Below are 20,918 nucleotides of genomic sequence, written 5' to 3' on the forward strand. Positions count from 1 at the left end.
GGCGGCCCTATTTCTTCTCGAAGAATAGGATGACTTCACCCAGACGGACGCCATAGCGTGAGACATACGCGCGGTTCAGCAGACGGTCGTCATCCAGCAGCCACATCCAGTCGTCGAATTTGACACGCATGGTCCCGTCCTTGATCGGCAGGTCGATCTTGTATTTCCAGTTGAACGTATCCCCGCGTTCAATCCCGCTGGCGGTGCCCAGCACGCCAGGAGCCGTACCGGTCCACGTATCCTCTCCGGTTTTGGTCAATGTCCAAATGCGCTGTTCCGTCGCGCCATCGTCGTACACGAAGTCTTCGACCAGTGTCAGGGTTTCGCCGTCCCATGTCCCGTCGATATCAACTGTGAATCTGCGGGGGATATTTCCCAAAACATCCTGAAACTGACCGTAGGCCACTGTTTTGCCTTCGAAAAATTCCTCGAGGTTCAACTGTCGGTCCGACAGAAACGTTTTTGGTACCTTCGGTTTGCTGGAGCAGGCCGCCAAAATTGCAAGGCTTGCGATGGCAATGCAGGCGATGAAAGAGCGAAAGGTGATCATTGCAACGGCTTCCCTTCCGAAGTCGCGTCATACCCGTTTGACCCACTTGGATGAATCGGTTTCGAACTGGGGCTTGGACGCATTGTGGCGATCAGTTCCGCGACCTTGACGCCAAACTTGCGCATTTCGGACCGGTTCATGATGACGCCGGTTTCTGTCAGATACATCCAATCGGTGACATCCAGCGTATGTCCACCAGCGTCATCTGGCAGAATGATGCGATAGTTCAGTTTTACCGTGGACCCCGAGATGATGCCCCGACCTTCGCCCACGATATCATCCGCCATTGCCGTGAACGTGTTGCCGGTTCCCAGCGTCAGGTACCATTTGCGCGTCATCTGTTTTCCGTTGGAATAGGTGAAGTATTCGGTCAGAGTGCCCGAGTTGCCTTGCCATTCGCCGAACATGCGCGCGACAAAACTGTTCGACATTTTGCCATTGGGGCCATAGATCAGGCCCTCGGACAAGATCTCTCCGTTCAGGTGTTTTTTCAGCGAAAAATTTGGCCCGGTGCCACTGTAATCGGACGGCGATTGCGCGCGAAAGCTCAGCAGCCTTGCGCGGATGAAGACAGCGGTCAGAAGGACCAGAAGGATGATGGTGAAAGCGTTCATTTGCTTGTGACCTCGGTGGGCAGGGTCAACACCATCCCGAACGCTCCGACTTTCAGGATACAGGGCAGCACCGCATAGGCAAGATTGAGTGTATCCAGCGCCTGTGCGGAATTGGTTTGACCGGGGGTGAAACCGCTGCGTTCCAGCAGCGGCAGAGTGAAAAAGGCAGCCAGGGCGAGGCCCAGTTTGCCAGCGAAGGACCAGACGCCAAACGCGGCTGATGCGTTCAGCCCGGCCCGGGTAAGGACGATCGAGAACATGGCCGGCAACACGACCATATCTGCGCCCAGCGCCGCGCCCGAGGCGAGACAGATCATTGCAAAACCCGCAAGATTTCCTGCACTCAGTGTGGCAGCGCCGATAAAGCCGGCAATCGAGAGCGGCATGGCGATGATCAGAGTCTGTTTCGGGCCAATTCTGTTGCTGAGCTTTGCCCAGAGCGGGACGCTCGCGCCTGCGCTCAGGAAAAACAGGATCAACAAAGGACCCGCCTTGCCCGGCAGTTGCAGCCGGTCTTCCACAAAAAACAGAAACAGGGTGGAGGTTATGGCAACCGGGAGGCTGTTGACCAAAGCCAGCGCAAGAAGGCGCAAGCCACCGGCCTGACCCAGACCTGCAAAGGACAGGCCTGATCCGGTGATCGGTCTGCGTCGCCAGATCGGGATCGTCAGTATCAAGGTCAGAACGGACAGCAGCCCCAGAAACGCTCCGAATGCGGGGTAGCCTTGGGAGTGTGCCCCGAAAGCGACCAACAGGGCCGGAGCGCTGGCTGCGATGACCACCCCGGTCAACTGCCCGCCTTCACGATAGGCGGCCAGTGTCATCAGCTCTTGCGGATCGGTTCGCTTCGCCAGAGTTGCGCTGCGACCATACAGAAGAATGGTTCCCAGGCTGTACGCCGAGAACAGCAAGATCAGGATCGCGACCAGTTCCGGCACGCTGGCACCCTGCGGCAGATTGAAAAGCAGGGGAAACCCGATTGCCAGCCCCAAAGCCGCCATCGCCGCAAATGCAAGCTGGCCGCCGGGCCATCGGTCGATTGCCCAACCGATCAGCGGATCCTGCACCAGATCCACCAAACGGATCACCAGCAGCACCGTACCAATGACCCCAAGGCCAATACCCAGGTTCACGGCTGCAAAGCGCGGCAAGTGGATATAAAGCGGGATACCCGCCGCAGCGAGCATCAACGCATAGAGACTGACCCGGGGATAGAGCATCACCGCCCCTGTAGCCTGCGCGTGAAGGACGCGGACCGCGTGTTGTCTCCCAGGAACACGGACATGAAACTGCGCTTGATGCCCGGATACGCCATGGTGCAGGTCTTTTGCCCGTTCAGCCAGAAACTGACCTTGTCGGGACCATCAGAAACCGCCAGATAGCTGTCCCCTTTTGCCACGGCATTGAAACACCGGTTCAGTTGGTCGCGAACGGGTGCTGACCGGCCGATGCGGTCCATCTCGTCCAGGGTCGAGTTGACCAGCGCTTTCTTCTTGATGTTCTTGCGATAGGTCAGTTGCAGGGCGATATCTTCGCTCCAACTGAACGGCGCACCTTTGGGCGTATAGAGTTTGGCGTCATAGATCGGCAAACCCAGATACCGGAACGTCGCGGTTCCGCGCAGTTGGGCATCGTTCAGTTCTTCCGTGACCGGCGACGCGACCAGCCCATTGGGGATCAGCAAGGAAAGTGCAAGAAACGCTGTGCGCCATATCGCCTTATTCAGCGGCAACAGATAGGGCCGGGTCTTTCCCAGGAATGCCATTGTCAGCTCCGATGGTTTGCGGGGCGCCATTTATTCGAGCAACGACATGCATCGCGCTGGCTATCCCGTCTTCGTGAAATCCGTGCCGGTTGTAAGCACCGGCAAACCAAGTTCGGTTCTGTCCCTGCATCTCGCGGATTTGCCCTTGCGCCTTCAGGGCGGCCTTGTCGAAGACCGGATGGGCAAATTCAACCTGGTCATAGATCTTTTCCGCGGGAATTTCTGATGAAGCGTTCAGCGTTACAAACAGCGGGTCACTGTCCGGAATGTTCTGAAGCCGGTTCATCCAGTAGGTTACCCCCACATCTCCGGCTTGCGAACGATAGGTCCAGCTTGACCAGCAGGCGCGCCGCTTTGGCATCTGACCTGGGTCACAATGCAATGTGGCCGTATTGGGCTGGTAGCGGATTGCGCCCAATGCAGCGGCTTCCGCGGGGGTCGCGCCATCACCCAAAATGGCAAGCGACTGGTCCGAATGGGTGGCCAGGATGATTTCATCGAACTGATCCACGGCGCCCTGGCTGTGGATGGTGACGCCCATCTCGTCACGGGATACATTCTGAACAGGGCTGGCCAGACGTATTTCTGCCCCCCGCGCACGAAGGGCCGCGTCGATCCGGCGGACATACTCTATGCTGCCGCCTTTGACCGTGTACCATTGATGCTGGTTTGCGCGACCACTTGCCAGCAAAGCGTGATTGCGGAAAAACTGCACCAAAGAGCGTGCGGGGAACTGATCCACGAACTCGACCGGCGTAGACCAGATGGCACCGCACATCGGCATCAGATAATTGTGCCGGAACCAGTGACCCAGCCGCAGCTGGTCCACCAATTCGCCAATCGTGGTGTCATCGTCCTTGGCGGCTTCTGGGGCTTCTTTGCCAAACCGCAGAATATCAGCGATCATCTTATAGTAAGCCGGACGCGCCAGATTGCGCTTTTGAGCGGTCAGTGTGCGCAGATTGTTCAACCCGTATTCAATGCGGCCATTGTCGATTGTCGCGCCAAAGCTCATCTCGCTTTCGATCACGGGCACGCCCAGCTCATCAAACAGCCGGGTCAGGTAGGGATATGTCGCATAGTTGAAGACGATGAAGCCCGTATCGACCGGTTGATCCCCGTTCTTTCCGGCCATCACCGTGCGGGCATGGCCACCAAGCCGAGGTTCGGCCTCATAGACTGTCACGTCGTTGTTTTCTGAAAGATAGTAAGCGGCGGAAAGTCCCGAAATACCTGCACCTACAATCGCGATTTTCTTCCGTACACCCCGGGGTTCGTCGAACATTCCAGCCTCTTTATGTGACAGTTTACAAAAAGATACGCAGGGTAGGCACAAGTGGATCAATCCGATTAGAAGTTTTTAACAGATGCACTACCTTTTGGCTTCTGGTTTGAGCTTCCGTGACCTGCGCTACCGTTTTGATCCGAAGCGGATGCGAGGCCGTATTATGGTGAAACACAACTGAATCGGCCCACACATGAGCAGCTTTGACGGCAAAACCATTTGGATCATCGGCGCAAGCGAAGGGCTGGGTCGCGCTTTGGCGCATGCGCTTGGCCAACAGGGTGCTTCCCTGATCCTGTCTGCGCGCAATCTTGAGCGGTTGTCCGAACTGTGTTCTGAACTGCCGGATGCGCGCGCGATCCGGTGCGATGTGACCGAGTTAGACTCTGTTCGTTCGGCTGTTGCCGAGGCGGGGCATGTCGACGGGCTGGTTTACAATGCAGGTGCGTATGACCCCATGCGTTCGGCCGAATGGGACACCGAGGCGTCGCTCAGGATGAGCGATGTGAACTATCTGGGTGCGCTACGGGTTCTGGGTGAAACCGTTCCGGGTTTTGTCCGGGCAGGCCAGGGAGAGGTTACTTTGATCGGGTCACTGGCCGGGTATCACGGGCTGCCCGCCGCAATCGGGTACGGAGCCAGCAAGGCCGCGCTGATTTCTCTGGCCGAGACGATGCGACACGACCTGGCGGGTACGGGCGTGACGGTGCGTATCGTCAATCCGGGCTTCATCAAAACCCGCCTGACCGAAAAGAACGGTTTCAAGATGCCGATGTTGATGACGCCCGAGGATGCGGCGGATCGCGTGGTCAAGGCAATGTCTCGCCGCCGTTTCCGTACGGATTTTCCGGCACCGTTTTCCTGGTTCATTCGTCTGATTGACTACCTGCCGGACCTGCTGGTTTATCGTGGGAAATAGACTCTAACAAAACTGTCCCTGACAGAACCAGCCGGCGGACATCGTGCCTCCGTGCCCATAGAACAACCACAGGCGCTCCCCTTGTTCTGTCACCACCACCCAGTAATCGCGTACACCGCTGCGCCAGTTGGGGTCATCCAGCCACCATTCCGGCGCGATGCGTTCCGGGCCGGTGGCCTGTGCCAGTTGCCAGTCTCGTCCACGCCAGCGAAAGGTGCAGGGCACATTCGGGGTTTCCGGGGCCATCACGGGTTCGGGCTGCCACATCAGCAAGGGGCGGGGGCGCGGCGGGGCAGGCCAGTCGCGCGCGGGTTCCGACCAGGCCGCCGCCAGCGTTTGCGCCGTTTTCTCGGGGATATGAGAGGCCGCAGGATGCCGCCGGGTGATCGCGTCCAGCCCGACCCGCGCGCCCAGCTTGGCCGTAAGGTCATCCACGGCTGTATTGCCCTCAAGCCGGTTGCAGGCCACGCGGCGCGCTTCGGCATGACCGGCGATGGTGCGGGCGTGGATGGGTTCTGTCTGGATCGCTTCAAGCCGCAGCAAGTCGATGCCATAGCCTGCGTCGATCTTGTCAACTTTCATCTCTAACAAAGGGCGAATGCGGTTTTTGTCATAGGTCGGACGGGCCAGGCCGATCTCGATGATTTCAGCGGCCTGATCCGCACGGTGGGCTTCCAGCCGCAGCGTGCGGGCCCCGCGCCCCTTCTCTTCCAGTTTGGTGCAGAGCGTTGGCAGAATCCGATCGACAGCGGCCATCACGTCTTCGACCAGGCCAATCGGGTTGGGCAGAGTCATCCGCACCGCAAAGTGATGTGGCGGACGGGCGGGCGAGACCGGCTCGGGCGCGCTGCCCATGGCCTGATCCAGACGCAACACCAGCCCGCGGCCGAACCGCCGTGCCAAACTGGCACGCGGCTGGCCCAGCAGATCACCGATCCGGCGCAGGCCCAGGCGGTTCAGTTGCGCCACGGTCTGATCGTCCAGCCGCAGCGCCGCGATGGGCAGGGGGCTGAGCGCGCCATAGGCCTGCCCCGGCGCGGCAATCCGCGCGCCACCGCCCAGCGCCATCACCTGTGGCGCGGCCCCGCCCCTGGTCCAGTGCCGCCGCTTGCTTGCCCGGGCGCGGGTGGCGCGGGCCTCTTGGTTGATGGCGTCGCCGTTGCGGTCAGACGTGGCCTCTTGCCCGGCATAGCGGGCCAGCGCCCAGGCCGCGCCCAGCGTGTCGGCGATACCCATCTGCACGCTCAGGCCCATGTCGGCGCAGTCGGTCTCAAGCACGCTCAGCAAGGTCTCTTCACCGCCGAACAGATGGGCACAGCCTGACAGGTCAACGATCAGGCCATCGGGGGCCTCTTCGGCCACCCATGGGCTGAACTTGCCCGCCCAGCGGCGCAGCGCGGTCAGAAACGCAGCCTCGGCCGGGGCGTTGCGAGGGCGGGTGATCAAGCTGGCGCACATGGCATGGGCATCGCGTACCGGCTGACCCACGCGCAATCCGGCGGCCTGTGCCTCGGCATTCAACGACGTGACGATCTGCATGTTCGACTGTTCGGCCACAACGGCCAAAGGCCCGGCATGCAGGCCCCGCGCGGCGCGGACCAGCCGTTCGGCCCCCAGACGGGGAAACCACAGCGAAAGAATTCGGCGTTTGGGCATCGGCAGGCATCATTGATGTTCTTATTTTGTTCTTAATTCAGAATCACCTGCCGAGTCCACGCTTACCCGCAGGTCAGACGCTGAATAACACCGGTGTCGTTCACATAGACGTTCAGCCTGTCGATACGGTAATCCTGTGTGGCGATGTCATCCGGGCCCAAAACACGAGACCGTTCGGGAAGATCGGCCTGAATCGTCGACACGGGCTGACCGACCGTTTCGGCAAAGGGCTCGCCCTTGCAAAATGCCAGATCAACAGGCGCGTCTTCTGAGGTGGTGGCGACATCCTGCGGAACGCTTGTGTCTGCGCAGGCCGCCAGAAAGATAAAGATCGGTAAAAAACGGTGCATTGGCGTTCCTCATTCTGGCAATGTCGTTTCTGCAATATCAAACAATTAGCCAACCTGCCAAGAAAGCACAGTTGAAAACACCCTGTATTTGACGCAGGGTCGGGGCAAAAGTGACAGGGAGATAAGTACCATGCGTACCCGTGCTGCCGTCGCCGTACAGGCGGGCAAACCTTTGGAAGTGATGGATGTGAACCTTGAAGGCCCAAAGGCGGGCGAGGTTCTGGTTGAAATCAAGGCCACTGGCATCTGTCATACGGATGAATTCACCCTGTCGGGCGCCGACCCCGAAGGCCTGTTCCCGGCCATTCTGGGGCACGAGGGCGCCGGCGTGGTGGTCGAGGTCGGACCGGGTGTGACCAGCCTGAAGCCAGGCGATCACGTGATCCCGCTCTACACCCCCGAATGTCGCGAGTGCGAATACTGTCTGCATCCCAAGACCAACCTGTGCCAGGCCATCCGCGAGACGCAGGGCCAGGGGCTGATGCCCGACGGCACCTCGCGCTTTTCGACGCTGGATGGCGATCCGATCCTGCATTACATGGGCTGCTCGACCTTCTCGAACCATACGGTCCTGCCGGAAATCGCGCTGGCCAAGGTGCGCGAGGACGCGCCGTTCGACAAGATCTGCTATATCGGCTGCGGCGTGACCACGGGCATCGGCGCGGTGATCAACACTGCCAAAGTTGAAATCGGCAGCCGCGCCATCGTGTTCGGTCTGGGCGGGATCGGTCTGAACGTGATTCAGGGCCTGCGTCTGGCCGGGGCCGATCAGATCGTCGGCGTCGACCTGAACCCCGCCAAGGTCGAGATGGCCACCAAGTTCGGCATGACCGATTTCGTCAACCCGTCCGAGGTCGAGGGCGATCTGGTGCCCTATCTGGTGAACCTGACCAAGGGCGGCGCGGATTACACCTTTGATGCAACAGGCAATGTCGGCGTGATGCGCGCGGCGCTGGAATCGGCGCATAAAGGCTGGGGTGAGTCGATCATCATCGGCGTGGCGCCCGCGGGGGCCGAAATCTCGACCCGTCCGTTCCAGCTGGTCACCGGCCGGTCGTGGCGCGGTACAGCTTTCGGCGGCGCACGTGGGCGCACGGACGTGCCCAAGATCGTCGACTGGTACATGGAAGGGAAGATCGAGATCGACCCGATGATCACCCACACCATGGGTCTGGACGACATCAACAAGGGATTTGACCTGATGCACAAGGGCGAAAGCATCCGGTCGGTGGTGATTTACTAAGGGTCTAAACAGGGTATTTTTTTGGAATGGCGCACTGAATGTTGTGCCGTTTTTCATTCCCCAGGCCGCGACGCCCCCGTATCCGAACGCGGTGAGCGCACCCGCAAAACCGGGGTGTTGGTTGAGGTGGTGTTCGACCGGCTCTCGCGCCAGACAACGAACACACCGGACGCGATGATGATGCTGGCCCCGACTGCGACCCACATGTCGGGCGTTTCGCCAAAGAACATCATGCCGAATATCGTGGCCCAGATGATCTGGCTGTACTGGCTGGGCGCGACCACGCCGGCGGGTGCAGCGCGATAGGCCAGGATGATCAGGTGCTGGGCGATCACGGAAAACACGCCGACCAGCGCCATCATGGCCAGATGCAACAGGGACGGCGGCTGATAAACGGCCGGTTGGGCCAGGCTCATGACCACGATCGCCAGCAGCATCGGATACAGGATCAGTACGGCCGAGCGTTCCTCGTTTCCGATCTTGCGCACCAGCACCGATGCGAAGGCGCTGCAGAATGCGGCCATCAGGGCGGCCAGATGGCCGAGCGTGATATCCGTTGCGCCGGGGCGCAGAACGATCAGCACCCCGATCAGACCCACGCCAACCGCAGCCCAGCGCTGGGCCCGGACGACTTCGCCCAGTATCGGAATCGACAGGACCGTGACGATCAGCGGGAAAGAAAACAGCAACGAATAGACCTCGGCCAGGGGCAGGACCGAAAAGGCATAGAACGCGCAGGACATGGCTGTGACCATCAGACCTGAGCGCAGCAACACCAACCAGGGGTGATGCGGCCGAAAGTTGCCCGTGGTCCGGTCCGTCAAGATCGTCACGGCCATCGGGACAAAGGAAAACAGCGTGGCAAAAAAGATGATCTGCATCACCGAGTAGGTCCCGCCCAGCGTCTTGATCAGCGCGTCATGGGTGGCAAAGACCGCAAAGCCCGCGAATGCATAGCCAAGACCCCGGAGGGTGGTGTTCTGAGTGCTCATGGGTCGGCCTCGGGTGATGTGTCGATGTGAAGGGGCAGCGCAAAAGGGGCTGTCTTGTCTCTGACTAACCCTATTTCCTCGACCCGCATAGCCCCTATTTTACCGCTAACATCGCAAGGCAGCCATGACGTGGGCTCAACGCAGGATCGGTGGCGCGTCCTTGGGCTGGCGGGCCGATTGCACCCCGGCCTTCATCCCAACACCGATGCGGCGCGCCAGAGCGACCCATGGTGTGGCGGTTTCCGGGGGCAGGGTCTGGGTGGCGACCTCTTCGAACAGGTCCAGCCAATGGGCGAACATCTCGGGCTTTACGTCCGGTCGTTCGATATGCACCCGCTGCGGGTTGCCGTCATAGCTGCGCTCGAACAGGATGGCGTTGCGCCAGAAGGATGCGATCTTTTCCTCATGCGCGGGCCAGTCGGTGACATGGTTGGCGAATACCGGGCCAAGTACCGCGTCCTGCCGCACTCGGGCGTAAAAGGCGCGAACCTGTGCGTTGATCTGCTCGGGCGTCGCGGGAAAGCGCGGCGGAAGGGTTGGTCTGGTCATGGTGGCCTGTTTTCGCCTCTGTTTTTTGGCAGATAGGCGGTTCCGGCGTTATGTGACAGAGGTGGTATTGTCGCGCTGCCCTGGCGTCAGCAGGTGCCGCAGCAGAGCCACGGGATGCGCCCGCAGGCTCAGGCGGGTGGCGACGTAATCCTCGACCACCTGTTCGCCCAGCGACATCCGGGGCAGATGGGCGGCGGGCTCGTCCAGCGCCTCGCCTTCCAGATCCTGCGCGAACAGCGGCAGGGGCCTGGCGGTGGCGATCGCCTTGGCCTGCCACAGCGCCTCGCGCCGGGTCAGGCCGCAGGCGGCAAAGGCATCGGCCTCGGCCAGACGCTCGATCACCGAGGGGCCAAGGCCCGCACGGCGCCAGACGTCGTCAATCTGATGATAGCCATTGCCGCGCGCGGCGGTCAGCCAGCTGGCGTCCTCCTCGCTCAGGCCTTTGATCTGGCGAAAGCCCAGCCGCAGGGCCAGCCCGCCATGGCCGTCGGGCTCCATCACGTTATCCCAGAAGCTGGCATTGATGCAGACCGGGCGCACCTGCACGCCATGTTCGCGCGCATCGCGCACGATCTGGGCGGGGGCGTAGAAGCCCATCGGCTGCGAATTCAGCAGCGCACAGGCGAAAATCCCCGGGTGGTGGCACTTGATCCAGGCGCTGGCATAGACCAGCAGCGCAAAGCTGGCCGCGTGGCTTTCGGGGAATCCGTAGGAGCCGAACCCCTCGATCTGCGAAAAACACCGCTCGGCAAATTCGGCGTCATAGCCGTTGCGCTGCATCCCGCGCAGGAACAGGGTGCGGAATTCGCTGACATTGCCATGCTTCTTGAAGGTCGCCAGCGACCGCCGCAGCCGGTCGGCCTGTTCCGGCGTGAAGCCCGCGCCGACGATGGCAATCTGCATCGCCTGTTCCTGAAACAGCGGCACGCCCAGCGTCTTGCCCAGCACCTCGCCCAGTGCGTCCGAGGGGAAGCTGACCTCCTCCTCTCCGTTCCGGCGGCGGATATAGGGATGCACCATGTCGCCCTGGATGGGGCCGGGGCGGATGATGGCGACCTCGATCACCAGATCATAGAAATTGCGCGGCCGCATCCGGGGGAGGAAGTTCATCTGCGCACGTGATTCCACCTGGAACACGCCCACCGAGTCTGCCTTGCACAGCATGTCATAGACCGCCGGGTCCTCGGGCGGCAGGGTGGCGAGCGTATAGCTGGTCTGATGATGCTGGCCGATCAGGTCGAAGGCCTTGCGGATGCAGGTCAGCATCCCCAGGCTCAGAACATCGACCTTGAGGATGCCCAAGGAATCGATGTCATCCTTGTCCCAGCAGATGACGGTGCGGTCCTCCATGGTGGCGTTCTCGATGGGCACCAGCTCGTCCAGACGGCCCTCGGTGATGATGAACCCGCCCACATGCTGGGATAGGTGGCGAGGGAACCCGTTGATCTGATGCACCAATGTTAGAGTCTGTTTCAGGCGGTGATCCTCGGGGTCGAGGCCGATTTCGCGCATCCGCTCGGCCTCGAGCCCCGAGGCCGAGAAGAACCCCCACAGCTGCGAGGACAGGGCGGAAATCGTGTCCTCGGTCAGGCCCATGGCGCGGCCCACCTCGCGGATGGCGCGCTTGCCGCGATAGTGGATCACCGTGGCGCACAGCCCCGCGCGGTGGCGGCCATAGCGTTCATAGATGTGCTGGATCACCTCTTCGCGGCGTTCATGTTCGAAATCCACGTCGATGTCGGGCGGCTCGTCCCGCGCCTCGGAGACGAAACGTTCGAACACCATGGTGCCCATCTCGGGGCTGACCTCGGTGATGCCGAGACAGAAACAGACGACAGAGTTCGCCGCCGAGCCGCGCCCCTGGCACAGGATCCCGCGGCCGCGGGCGAAATGGACGATGTCGCGGACGGTCAGGAAATAGGGTTCGTATTTCAGCTTGCCGATCAGCGTCAGTTCATGCGCCAGCATCTTTTGGGCTTTCTCGGACGCCCCGGCGGGATAGCGCCATTTCAACCCTTCATGCGCCAGCCGATGCAGGCGCTGGGTCGGGGTTTCCTTGTCGCTGCCCTCGCTGGGATATTCATAGCGCAGCTCGTCCAGCGAGAATGTGAGTTCCTGGCTGAGCGCATAAGCGCGGGCCACGGCGTCCTCAAAGCCCTTGAAGATGCGCAGCATCTCGGGTTCCGAGCGCAGGCGCTGTTCGCCATTGGCCAGCGCGTGGCGGCCCAGATCGTCCACCTTGCGGCGCAGGCGGATCGCGGTCAGCACATCACCCAGCTTGCGGCGCGACCCGTGATGCATCATCGGTGCGGCGCTGGCGATTGTGGGCAGGCCCAGATGATATGATTCAGTCTCTAACAAATGGAAAAATGCCGCATCCGCCCCGTCATAGCGGGGATGCATCAGCAGATGCATGCGCCCGGCAAAGCGGCGCGTCAGCTGTTGCGTCTGTGTTCGCCACCCGCTCGCGCCGCCGCTCGGACGGCCCGCCTGTGGCCAGAGTAGCAGGTGCAGACCGTCGGAAAATTCCAGCAGGTCGGACAGGTGCAGGATGCACTCGCCCTTGGCCGCGCGCAGCCGTCCGGTGGACAGGAGGCGGCACAGGCTGGCCCAGCCCTGCCGGTTGATGGGCAGGGCGGTGACGGGCGGGGCATCGGTAAAAATCAGCCGCGCCGCCGGGATCAGGCGCGGCACTGCATGCACCGGGAACGAGGGTGGTTTCGGGATGTGATCGGGGCAGGGCGGGCCGATGGGCGTGTTCTGCTCCTCCCACGCGCGGCGCTCGCGCACCTTGCGGGCGATCTCGCGCGCCTGGGTATGGGCGCGGACGATGCCGGCCACCGAGTTGTCATCGGCGATGGCGATGGCGGGCAGGCCCAGGGTGACGGCGCGCTCCATGTACTCCTCGGGGTGCGAAGCCCCGGTGAGGAAGGTGAAGTTCGACGTGATCGATAGCTCGGCATACATGGCGATTCCACATTATATTCACGTTTTGTTCTTTTTCGAGTCCTTTGCGCAGGAAACGGGTCGCCTGGACCAGGCCAGGCGCGCATGGTTGCAGAAAAAGGAGACCTGATATGTTCAAGATCACCGCTCTGCCCACTGACGAAGTCCGCGCCCTTCAGGCAGGTCAACCTGATGCATATGGCGCCGCGCCCGAGCGCGCCGTTTCGTCGGGGGCTGGCAATCCCTGTCGCCACTGCCTGAAGAACATTCCCGAAGGCGCAAAGATGCTGATATTGGCGCATCGCCCTTTTTTAGAGCCACATCCATACGCTGAAACAGGGCCGATCTTTCTGTGCGCAACGCCTTGCGAGCGCTATGAAGGCGACGCCCTGCCCGAGATCTTGACCACTGCACCCGACTATCTGATCAAGGGGTATGGACCAGATGACCGGATCGTCTATGGCACCGGGGCAATCACGCCCAAAGATCAGATCGGCGCAAAAGTCAGCGATATTTTTGCCCGCCTGGATGTGGCCTATATCCACGTCAGATCGGCGCGGAACAACTGCTACCAAGCACGGATCGACCGGGTTTAGAGCTTGACCCGGTGCAGGCCCCGGCGCGGCTGGTCCTGATCGTCGGCCGGAGCATCGTCGGTGCGCGAGGAGGTCAGGGCCAGGAACACATCCTCGAGATCGGCCTCTTCGGTACGCACGTCGCGGATGCGGATGCCCGCCGCCCGGACGGATTCCAGAACCTGCTCGGCGCTGGTCCGGGCGCTGCGATATTGCAGTATAAGGCTGCCGTCTTCACGTAAGCTGGCCTCGACGCCTTCGGTCACCGGCAGGTCGACCACCGGGGTGTCCGGCACAATGACCATGGTCCGGCTGTCCATGCGGCCCAGCAGGTTGGCGGTACTGTCCTGAGCGATCTTTTCACCGTGGTTGATGATGGCGATTTCGTCGCACATCTCCTGCGCTTCTTCCAGATAGTGGGTGGTCAGGATGATGGTCACGCCCTGCTGGTTCAGCTTGCGCACATTGGCCCACAGCATCTGGCGCAGTTCGATATCGACGCCCGCCGTGGGTTCGTCCAACACTAGGATTTTCGGGTGATGCACCAGCGCCTTGGCCAGCAGCAGCCGCCGCCGCATCCCGCCCGACAGCGTGCGGGCATAGGCCTCGGCCTTGTCGCTGAGGCCGACCAGTTCAAGGATTTCATCGCTGCGACGTTCGGATTTCGGTACGCCGTACAGGCCTGCCTGTACTTCCAAGGCGCCCCGCGGGGTGAAAAACGGGTCAAGGTTCAGTTCTTGCGGCATCACACCAATCGCGGCGCGGGACTGCCGCGGATTCTGATTCTGATCGAAACCCCAGATCGACACACGGCCCGAGGACTTCACCACCAACCCGGCCAGAATATTGATCAGGGTCGATTTCCCGGCGCCGTTCGGGCCCAGCAGCCCGAAAACCGAGCCCCTGGGAACAGTCAAATCAATGCCTTTCAACGCGTGTTTCTCAGGCTGACCCTTGCCGCCACGATAGGTCTTGCGCAGACCTTCGATCCTGATTGCCGCATCGCTCATGTGGCTCTTGCCCCCGGATTGCTCATCGCTCATAAACGCACCTAATACATGCCCGCGAGGCCGACAACCGAAGAAGGATCGCCAGCCGTGACCATCGAAGCGCCGGAAACCAAGATCGTCGAAACCGCCCGTGTCGCCTGTGACGGCGGCGAAGGCGCATTGGGCCATCCGCGCGTCTGGCTGCAAATCCCCGAGGATACAGGCTGGGTCGAATGCCCGTATTGCGACTGCAAATATATGCTGAAGGGCCGTGAACAGGGCTGATTGCCCGACCAGCCGGGTTTTGCCCAAATCTTGCCTCGGTTTTCATGTTAGTGCTTTGGCGCAACCAAAGCAGGGATACGTGATGACCGGAATTTCGGCCACTGACAATGTTAACCCGGTTTTCGGCTGGGTTGGGTTCTGCATCGCGTCTTTGGCGTTGTTTGTTGCGTTGTTCGTATTCTGGGCGGGGCCCTTTGCACCTCAGCAGACTGCGGGTGTGTCGCTGGGCGAACTGGCGGCCGAGATCGGCAAATCGACCCTGAGGGCCGCCGCGGGGATGGAACAGCCTGAGCCCGTTGCCCGCGCCCGCGATCTGGATGATTTCCTGCGGATCGGTGTCGCCATGCTTGGCGGGCTTGCGATCGTCATCTCGGCCGTTGGCATCCTGCGTCACGAAAAGCGGCGCCCTGCCATCGCCGGAATGGTTATCGGTACGGGGGCAATCCTGTTCCAGTTCTTTGCCTTTGCGTTTTTTGCGTTGCTGGGGGTGTTGGTGATCATGGCTTTGCTGAACAGTTTCTCTGACGTCTTCTCGGGATTGTTTGGCGGTTAGGCTGCGTTCTTGGCTGGTCACCCGCGTGACCCTGTGGCAGAACCATCCCTGACCGACAGGGAGCGCGCGCATGAGCAATTTCGGAAAAGGATGTCACCTGCATCTGATCGACGGATCGGCCTTTATTTTCAGGGCCTATCACGCGCTGCCTCCGCTGACGCGCAAGTCGGATGGTCTGCCGATTGGGGCGGTGTCCGGGTTCTGCAACATGCTTCAGAAATATGTCGAAGGGAACACCGGGCCGGATGCGCCAACCCATGTGGCGGTGATTTTCGACAAGGGGTCGCACACATTCCGGAATGATCTGTACGACCTGTACAAGGCCAATCGCGAAGCGATGCCCGAGGACCTGCGCCCGCAAATTCCACTGACCCGCGAGGCGACAAAGGCGTTCAATATCGCCTGCAAGGAACTCGAAGGGTATGAGGCCGACGACATCATCGCCACCCTGACCGTGCAGGCGCGCGAGGCTGGGGGCCACGTCACAATCGTAAGTTCCGACAAGGATCTGATGCAGTTGGTCGGTGACGGTGTCGAGATGCTGGATGCGATGAAGAACAAGCGTATCGACCGGGACGGGGTGATCGAGAAGTTTGGAGTTGGCCCCGAGCGCGTAGTGGATGTTCAGGCACTGGCCGGGGATTCCGTTGACAATGTGCCGGGCGCTCCGGGAATCGGGGTCAAGACGGCGGCGCTGTTGATCAACGAATACGGTGATCTGGAAACACTGCTGGACCGGGCCGAGGAAATCAAACAGCCCAAGCGCCGGCAGACTCTGATCGAAAAGCGCGATCAGATCGAACTGTCGAAGAAACTGGTGCAGCTGGACGAGAACACACCGCTGGATTTCACGCTGGATGACCTTGAAGTGAGAGAGCCCGATGCAGAGACCCTGCTGGGTTTTCTGGCGGATATGGAATTCCGCACACTGACCAAACGGATCGCCGACAAGCTGGGGGCCGAAGCACCGGCCATCGCCGACGCTCCGACGCCTGCGGCCAAGGAAGTTGAGGCCGAGACGATCCCGTTTGACGCGGCAAAGTATGAATGTGTCCGTGATGCAGCGGCTTTGCAAAAGTGGATCGACCAGGCCCAAGAGCGAGGCTGGATCGCTGTTGATACCGAAACCACCGGTCTGAATGAAATGATCGCCGATCTGGTCGGTATTTCGCTGTGTGTCGAGGCCGGCGAAGCCTGTTACATCCCGCTGACCCACCGTGATGGTGCGGCGGATGATCTGTTCGGGTCGGACGCGCTGGCTGAAGGTCAAATGCCTCTGGATGAGGCGCTGACGCTGCTGAAGCCGGTGCTTGAGGACCCCTCGATCATCAAAATCGGGCAGAACATGAAATACGATGCCAAGATTTTCCGGCGTCACGGTATCGATGTGGCACCGATCGATGATACGATGCTGATGTCCTATGCCATGCATGGCGGTGAGCACGGGCACGGTATGGATACGCTCTCGGAACGGTATCTCAGCCACACGCCGATCCCGATAAAGCCGCTGCTGGGGTCAGGCAAGTCTGCGATCACCTTCGACAAGGTGCCGATCGACGAGGCCACCGCCTATGCCGCCGAGGATGCGGATATAACGCTGCGCCTGTGGCAACTGTTCAAACCGCAGCTCCACCGGGTGCAGGTGACGACTGTCTACGAGACGCTCGAACGACCACTTGTGCCGGTTCTGGCCGAGATGGAGATGCATGGCATCAAGGTCGACCGCGACGTGCTGAGCCGCATGTCGAACGCCTTTGCCCAGAAAATGGCCGGTTTAGAGGCTGAAATCCACGAGCTGGCGGGTGAGAATTTCAATGTCGGCTCACCCGCGCAGTTGGGTGAGATCCTGTTCGACAAGATGGGCCTGGAAGGCGGCAAGAAGGGCAAGACCGGCAAGTACTCGACCGGGGCCGATATTTTGGAAGATCTGGCGACCGAGCATGAACTGCCGCGCAGGGTGCTGGATTGGCGCCAGTTGTCCAAGCTGAAATCAACCTATACCGACGCGCTTCAGACCCATATCAACCCCGACACGGGCCGGGTGCACACGTCTTATGCCATTACCGGGGCGAATACTGGGCGTCTGGCCTCGACCGACCCCAATTTGCAGAATATCCCCGTGCGCACCGAGGAGGGCCGCCGCATCCGCGAGGCTTTTGTTGCCGAGGCGGGCAATGTTCTGGTCAGCCTCGACTACAGCCAGATCGAGCTGCGCATCCTGGCGCATATCGCCGACATTCCGACCCTGAAACAGGCGTTTGCCGATGGGCTGGACATTCACGCGATGACGGCATCCGAGATGTTCGACGTGCCGCTGGATGAGATGACGCCGGATATCCGTCGTCAGGCCAAGGCGATCAACTTTGGCGTGATCTATGGCATCTCGGGCTTCGGCCTGGCGCGCAACCTGCGCATCCCGCGGGCCGAGGCACAGGGTTTCATTGACCGCTATTTCGAACGCTTTCCGGGCATTCGCCAGTACATGGATGACACGGTGGCATTTGCCAAAGAGCACGGCTATGTCCAAACTCTGTTCGGGCGCAAGATCCACACGCCCGAGATCAACGCCAAGGGGCCGCATGCAGGATTCTCGCGCCGGGCGGCGATCAACGCGCCGATTCAGGGCACTGCGGCGGATGTGATCCGACGCGCGATGGTGCGGATGCCGGGTGCGATCAACGGGCTGCCCGCCAAGATGCTGTTGCAGGTCCATGACGAATTGTTGTTCGAAGTCGCCGAGGATTCCGTGGATCCGCTGATCGACGTGGCGCGCGAGGTGATGGAGGGTGCCTCGGACCCGGCGGTGAAACTGGATGTGAAGCTGAGCGTGGATGCTGGCCAGGGTGCGAACTGGGCCGAGGCGCACTAGCACCAGGTCAGCCTTCCGGGTCAGCCCTGTGGCCTGACCCACCCTTCGACCATACGTTTCACCGAAGGTCCTAGGACCAGGATCACCGTGAACGCGATGGGCCAGCAAAAGGCCCAGGACGCCATCCAGTCGCCCAGCGTTTCAGGATGGAACCCCACTGCCTTGACCGTAGCGATCCCGGTGACGATGCACGACATCAGCCCTGACATGATCAGTCCAAAGATGGCATGGGCAAAGCGGGCAGGAATCATATCGGGCATCCTCGAAAACGGCTTGCCCGATATGTGCGCCTTTCGGGCAGCGAATTCCAGACCAATGAACGTCGTTAACGTCGCATCCAAGCCAGGGTCGCATCCGTTCGAGCCGTCGAAGGCGCGTATTCGGCGCCGACCCAACCGCTGTAACCAGCATCATCCATTGCCGCGAAAAGCTGCGCGAAATCCGTAGGCCCGCGTCCCGGTTCAGAACGTTCGGGGGCGGCCCCAATCTGGGCGTGGACAACACTGGGGTGAAAACGCTCCCAGACGGCCAGCGCGTCGCCGTGGATCATATGTGCGTGAAAACTGTCATATTGCAGACCGACATTCGGGCGATCCACGCGGCCCAGTACCTCGGTCGCCAGATTATAGTCGTTCAGGAAATAGCCGGGTTGGGACATCGGATTGAGGGGTTCGATCGTAAATGTCTGCTGCGGTGCGAAATCGGCGGCCCACTGCAAGTTTTGCACGAAGCAGTCCAACGCATCCGTCCCGGCTGCGTATCCGGACATGATATGAATGAAGCCCGGCCGCAGCACCTGAGCGTAGCGCAGAACGCGGCGGATATCAGACTGAAACCGGGACGCACCGCCGGGGATGGCGGCATAACCCGGTACGCCACCGGTATAATTCGGTGGGGGCGCGTTGATCAGAACCAGTTCGAGCCCGTTGGCCAGCAAGGCACGCCGGGTTTCTTTTGCAGCAAGTTCGTACGGAAACAGGATCTCGACCGCCTGGAACCCGGCATCTGCCGCTGCCTGAAACCGATCCAGATACGGAAGTTCGGCAAAGAGCAATGAGATATTCGCGGCGAATTTTGGCATAGGCGGCCCATGGATTTCTGGTGGCCCGACCTTATCCGCGCGTTGATTTCTGTGAAAGTGACAGAAAACGACAGTTTGTCGAAATTCGACCAGATCGACCCGATGAAATCGGAAACGCTTCCTGCATTGCGGCGAATCAATTCTCTGACGCCGTGCCAATGGAAGGTTTGAAAACGATGGCGATGAGCCCAGACCCCGTCCGCGGGAACAGCCTTTCTGCGCCGGCGGGACAGCATTCTGCCTTGTCGGGTAACGGGTTAGCCGTGGCTTCGATGCTGACATGGGCGGCGGGGTTTCCGGCGGCCGAGGTGCTGTTGCAAACATGGCCGCCCGTCGCCCTGTTGGCCGCGCGACTGGCGCTGGCCGTGTTGGTGATGGTGCCGGTCTGGGTGATTCTGGACGGGCCGCGCCGGGTTGTTTCAGCCCGCTGGGGTCATGCAATGACCGTCGGCGGCCTTGGAATCGGGTTGGGAATGTTCCTGTTGATCTTGGCGCAAAAGCTAACCGACCCGGTAACGGTGGCAATCATCGTCTCTTGCGCACCTTTGGTGGCCACATTGCTTGAATTGGCTGCTGGCACACGCCGGCTGAAGTGGAATTTTGCGCTGGGCGTGGCTGTATCGATTGTCGGCGGGTTGATCGCCACCAGCGCCTTGGCCCCGGCCCAGTTGGGTCTGGGCGCGGCCTGTGCGGTTGGATCAACGGTGCTATTTTGCTGGGCCAGCATGGCAACCGCCCGGGATTTCGCCGAACTGAGCCAGACCGGACGCACGACGATCACCTTTGTCGGAGGGCTGGCCATGGCATCGCTGCTGGTTTTTGGATCGGCGCAGTTTGGTCTGGACGTGATGCCTGCAACTGCGTTCGACATGCAGCAGGCAGGCATGCTGATGATCTATGCGCTTATCTCCATGGGTCTCAGCCAGGTATTTTTCATCACCTCCGTCGGCAAGCTGGGCGTGGCGCTGGCCTCTTTTCACATCAATGTTGCCCCGTTCTACGTGATGCTGATCATGCTGATGCTGGGGGACGAATGGAACTGGACCCGGGCATTGGGTGCGAGCATTGTTGCAATGGCTGTCGTGCTGGCACAGGATCGCGCGCCACGGTCAGCTCAGGTCGGCTGAGGGGATCAGGCCAAAGAACTGCCCGCCTGACCAAACACCGAACCAGCCGTCATGGTGCCTTCCGATCTCGACGAGGCGGTAAAAGCTTTTGCGGTCTATGCGGGCTTCGAGGTTGTCGCGGATCAATATGTAGGGTGAGGGTTCGTCTGTTTCAGGGTCTATAACAATTCGGATCGGATGATCAGCTCCGGCCACAGCCCTGTCGCCAACATGGGTTGTGAAGGTCAAGGACTGGTCCTTTCCATCCCCGTCCCGGTCGAAATCCACAGCGACAAACGGCGCGTCTTCGACAGTGATTCCCACCTTTTCGACCGGGGTGACGAGGAAGTACTTGCCGTCTTCCTTCTTAAGAATTGAGGAAAAAAGCTTCACAAGCTCGAAACGGTTGATGGGTGAGCCTAAATAACTCCATGTGCCATCTTTTGCGATCTTGATGTCCAGATCGCCGCAAAACGGAGGATTCCAGAGGTGAACGGGCGGTAAACCGTTGGTTTTGGCCGCTTTGACCGATGCCGCCAGACCATCTGGCGACGGTTTCACAGGTTTTTGTCCGCTCATTGCTTTTGCCAT

21 protein-coding genes are annotated in these 20,918 nt (G+C 60.7%); 7 read left to right on the top strand and 14 right to left on the bottom strand.

The window, feature by feature from the left end; translation table 11 throughout:
* Positions 1 to 7: 7 nt before the first annotated feature.
* From GOW56_RS17350 to GOW56_RS17370, 5 genes are read right to left on the bottom strand one after another with little or no spacing between them, the layout of a single operon-like run.
* The gene (locus tag GOW56_RS17350; protein WP_171206657.1) at positions 8 to 550 is read right to left on the bottom strand and encodes a DUF3833 family protein; all 543 of its coding nucleotides are present in this window, start codon (positions 548 to 550) and stop codon (positions 8 to 10) included.
* Positions 547 to 1,164, bottom strand: a complete 618-nt coding sequence (locus GOW56_RS17355) for a DUF3833 domain-containing protein (RefSeq protein ID WP_171206658.1) — start codon at positions 1,162 to 1,164, stop codon at positions 547 to 549. Before GOW56_RS17355 ends, GOW56_RS17350 begins: the two co-directional genes overlap by 4 nt.
* The gene (locus tag GOW56_RS17360) at positions 1,161 to 2,384 is read right to left on the bottom strand and encodes an MFS transporter (protein WP_171206659.1); all 1,224 of its coding nucleotides are present in this window, start codon (positions 2,382 to 2,384) and stop codon (positions 1,161 to 1,163) included. Before GOW56_RS17360 ends, GOW56_RS17355 begins: the two co-directional genes overlap by 4 nt.
* Positions 2,384 to 2,929: a hypothetical protein gene (locus GOW56_RS17365; RefSeq protein WP_253282525.1), complete on the bottom strand. Its 546-nt coding sequence runs from the start codon at positions 2,927 to 2,929 to the stop codon at positions 2,384 to 2,386. The genes GOW56_RS17360 and GOW56_RS17365 overlap by 1 nt, the downstream gene beginning before the upstream one ends.
* Complete coding sequence (locus tag GOW56_RS17370) at positions 2,883 to 4,214, bottom strand: NAD(P)/FAD-dependent oxidoreductase (protein ID WP_171206660.1); 1,332 nt, start codon at positions 4,212 to 4,214, stop codon at positions 2,883 to 2,885. Before GOW56_RS17370 ends, GOW56_RS17365 begins: the two co-directional genes overlap by 47 nt.
* 193 nt (positions 4,215 to 4,407) lie before the next feature.
* Here GOW56_RS17370 and GOW56_RS17375 point away from each other — a divergent pair, with 193 nt between their 5' ends.
* Positions 4,408 to 5,133 (top strand): SDR family oxidoreductase, encoded by a 726-nt coding sequence (locus GOW56_RS17375; RefSeq protein ID WP_171206661.1) that lies wholly within the window; start codon positions 4,408 to 4,410, stop codon positions 5,131 to 5,133.
* A 3-nt stretch (positions 5,134 to 5,136) separates the two neighbouring features.
* Here the strand turns inward: GOW56_RS17375 and GOW56_RS17380 are convergent, their stop codons facing one another.
* Both GOW56_RS17380 and GOW56_RS17385 read right to left on the bottom strand, forming a co-directional pair.
* On the bottom strand, positions 5,137 to 6,789 hold the full coding sequence (locus GOW56_RS17380; RefSeq protein ID WP_171206662.1) for a DNA polymerase Y family protein: 1,653 nt from the start codon (positions 6,787 to 6,789) through the stop codon (positions 5,137 to 5,139).
* Between the two features lie 62 nt (positions 6,790 to 6,851).
* Positions 6,852 to 7,139 carry an I78 family peptidase inhibitor gene (locus GOW56_RS17385; protein ID WP_152459479.1) on the bottom strand — a complete coding sequence of 96 codons (288 nt, stop codon included), beginning with the start codon at positions 7,137 to 7,139 and terminating at the stop codon, positions 6,852 to 6,854.
* Between the two features lie 130 nt (positions 7,140 to 7,269).
* Between GOW56_RS17385 and GOW56_RS17390 the strand changes: the two genes are divergently transcribed.
* The gene (locus tag GOW56_RS17390; protein WP_171206663.1) at positions 7,270 to 8,382 is read left to right on the top strand and encodes an S-(hydroxymethyl)glutathione dehydrogenase/class III alcohol dehydrogenase; all 1,113 of its coding nucleotides are present in this window, start codon (positions 7,270 to 7,272) and stop codon (positions 8,380 to 8,382) included.
* 53 nt (positions 8,383 to 8,435) lie between these two features.
* Here the strand turns inward: GOW56_RS17390 and GOW56_RS17395 are convergent, their stop codons facing one another.
* The 3 genes from GOW56_RS17395 to GOW56_RS17405 all read right to left on the bottom strand — a co-directional run bounded on the left by GOW56_RS17395 (position 8,436) and on the right by GOW56_RS17405 (position 12,890).
* The gene (locus tag GOW56_RS17395) at positions 8,436 to 9,374 is read right to left on the bottom strand and encodes a DMT family transporter (protein ID WP_171206664.1); all 939 of its coding nucleotides are present in this window, start codon (positions 9,372 to 9,374) and stop codon (positions 8,436 to 8,438) included.
* Positions 9,375 to 9,509: 135 nt separating this feature from the next.
* Positions 9,510 to 9,923 carry a group III truncated hemoglobin gene (locus GOW56_RS17400; RefSeq protein WP_171206665.1) on the bottom strand — a complete coding sequence of 138 codons (414 nt, stop codon included), beginning with the start codon at positions 9,921 to 9,923 and terminating at the stop codon, positions 9,510 to 9,512.
* A gap of 48 nt (positions 9,924 to 9,971) precedes the next feature.
* Positions 9,972 to 12,890: an error-prone DNA polymerase gene (locus GOW56_RS17405; RefSeq protein ID WP_171206666.1), complete on the bottom strand. Its 2,919-nt coding sequence runs from the start codon at positions 12,888 to 12,890 to the stop codon at positions 9,972 to 9,974.
* Between the two features lie 110 nt (positions 12,891 to 13,000).
* Between GOW56_RS17405 and GOW56_RS17410 the strand changes: the two genes are divergently transcribed.
* Positions 13,001 to 13,465 carry a DUF1203 domain-containing protein gene (locus GOW56_RS17410; RefSeq protein ID WP_171206667.1) on the top strand — a complete coding sequence of 155 codons (465 nt, stop codon included), beginning with the start codon at positions 13,001 to 13,003 and terminating at the stop codon, positions 13,463 to 13,465.
* Here the strand turns inward: GOW56_RS17410 and GOW56_RS17415 are convergent.
* Complete coding sequence (locus GOW56_RS17415) at positions 13,462 to 14,454, bottom strand: ABC transporter ATP-binding protein (RefSeq protein WP_171206754.1); 993 nt, start codon at positions 14,452 to 14,454, stop codon at positions 13,462 to 13,464. The two genes, GOW56_RS17410 and GOW56_RS17415, sit on opposite strands and share 4 nt — an antisense overlap.
* A gap of 87 nt (positions 14,455 to 14,541) precedes the next feature.
* Between GOW56_RS17415 and GOW56_RS17420 the strand changes: the two genes are divergently transcribed.
* The 3 genes from GOW56_RS17420 to polA all read left to right on the top strand — a co-directional run bounded on the left by GOW56_RS17420 (position 14,542) and on the right by polA (position 18,140).
* On the top strand, positions 14,542 to 14,718 hold the full coding sequence (locus GOW56_RS17420; RefSeq protein ID WP_171206668.1) for a zinc-finger domain-containing protein: 177 nt from the start codon (positions 14,542 to 14,544) through the stop codon (positions 14,716 to 14,718).
* 82 nt (positions 14,719 to 14,800) lie between these two features.
* Positions 14,801 to 15,271, top strand: a complete 471-nt coding sequence (locus GOW56_RS17425; protein ID WP_217358831.1) for a hypothetical protein — start codon at positions 14,801 to 14,803, stop codon at positions 15,269 to 15,271.
* Positions 15,272 to 15,341: 70 nt separating this feature from the next.
* On the top strand, positions 15,342 to 18,140 hold the full coding sequence (gene polA, locus GOW56_RS17430; protein WP_171206670.1) for a DNA polymerase I: 2,799 nt from the start codon (positions 15,342 to 15,344) through the stop codon (positions 18,138 to 18,140).
* Between the two features lie 20 nt (positions 18,141 to 18,160).
* Here polA and GOW56_RS17435 read toward each other — a convergent pair whose 3' ends face one another.
* Entirely contained in the window at positions 18,161 to 18,391 is a 231-nt protein-coding gene (locus GOW56_RS17435) for a DUF2798 domain-containing protein (RefSeq protein WP_171117031.1), read from the bottom strand.
* A 74-nt stretch (positions 18,392 to 18,465) separates the two neighbouring features.
* Positions 18,466 to 19,221 (bottom strand): hydroxypyruvate isomerase family protein, encoded by a 756-nt coding sequence (locus GOW56_RS17440; protein WP_171206671.1) that lies wholly within the window; start codon positions 19,219 to 19,221, stop codon positions 18,466 to 18,468.
* A gap of 158 nt (positions 19,222 to 19,379) precedes the next feature.
* Between GOW56_RS17440 and GOW56_RS17450 the strand changes: the two genes are divergently transcribed.
* Positions 19,380 to 20,348, top strand: a complete 969-nt coding sequence (locus GOW56_RS17450; protein WP_171117036.1) for a DMT family transporter — start codon at positions 19,380 to 19,382, stop codon at positions 20,346 to 20,348.
* On the opposite strand, the gene GOW56_RS17455 is transcribed toward GOW56_RS17450, so the two are convergent.
* The gene (locus GOW56_RS17455; RefSeq protein WP_171206673.1) at positions 20,331 to 20,906 is read right to left on the bottom strand and encodes a DUF1285 domain-containing protein; all 576 of its coding nucleotides are present in this window, start codon (positions 20,904 to 20,906) and stop codon (positions 20,331 to 20,333) included. The genes GOW56_RS17450 and GOW56_RS17455 overlap by 18 nt on opposite strands.
* Between the last annotated feature and the right edge of the window lie 12 nt (positions 20,907 to 20,918).

Source organism: Ruegeria sp. HKCCA0235A, from assembly GCF_013033235.1.
GTDB lineage: Bacteria > Pseudomonadota > Alphaproteobacteria > Rhodobacterales > Rhodobacteraceae > Ruegeria.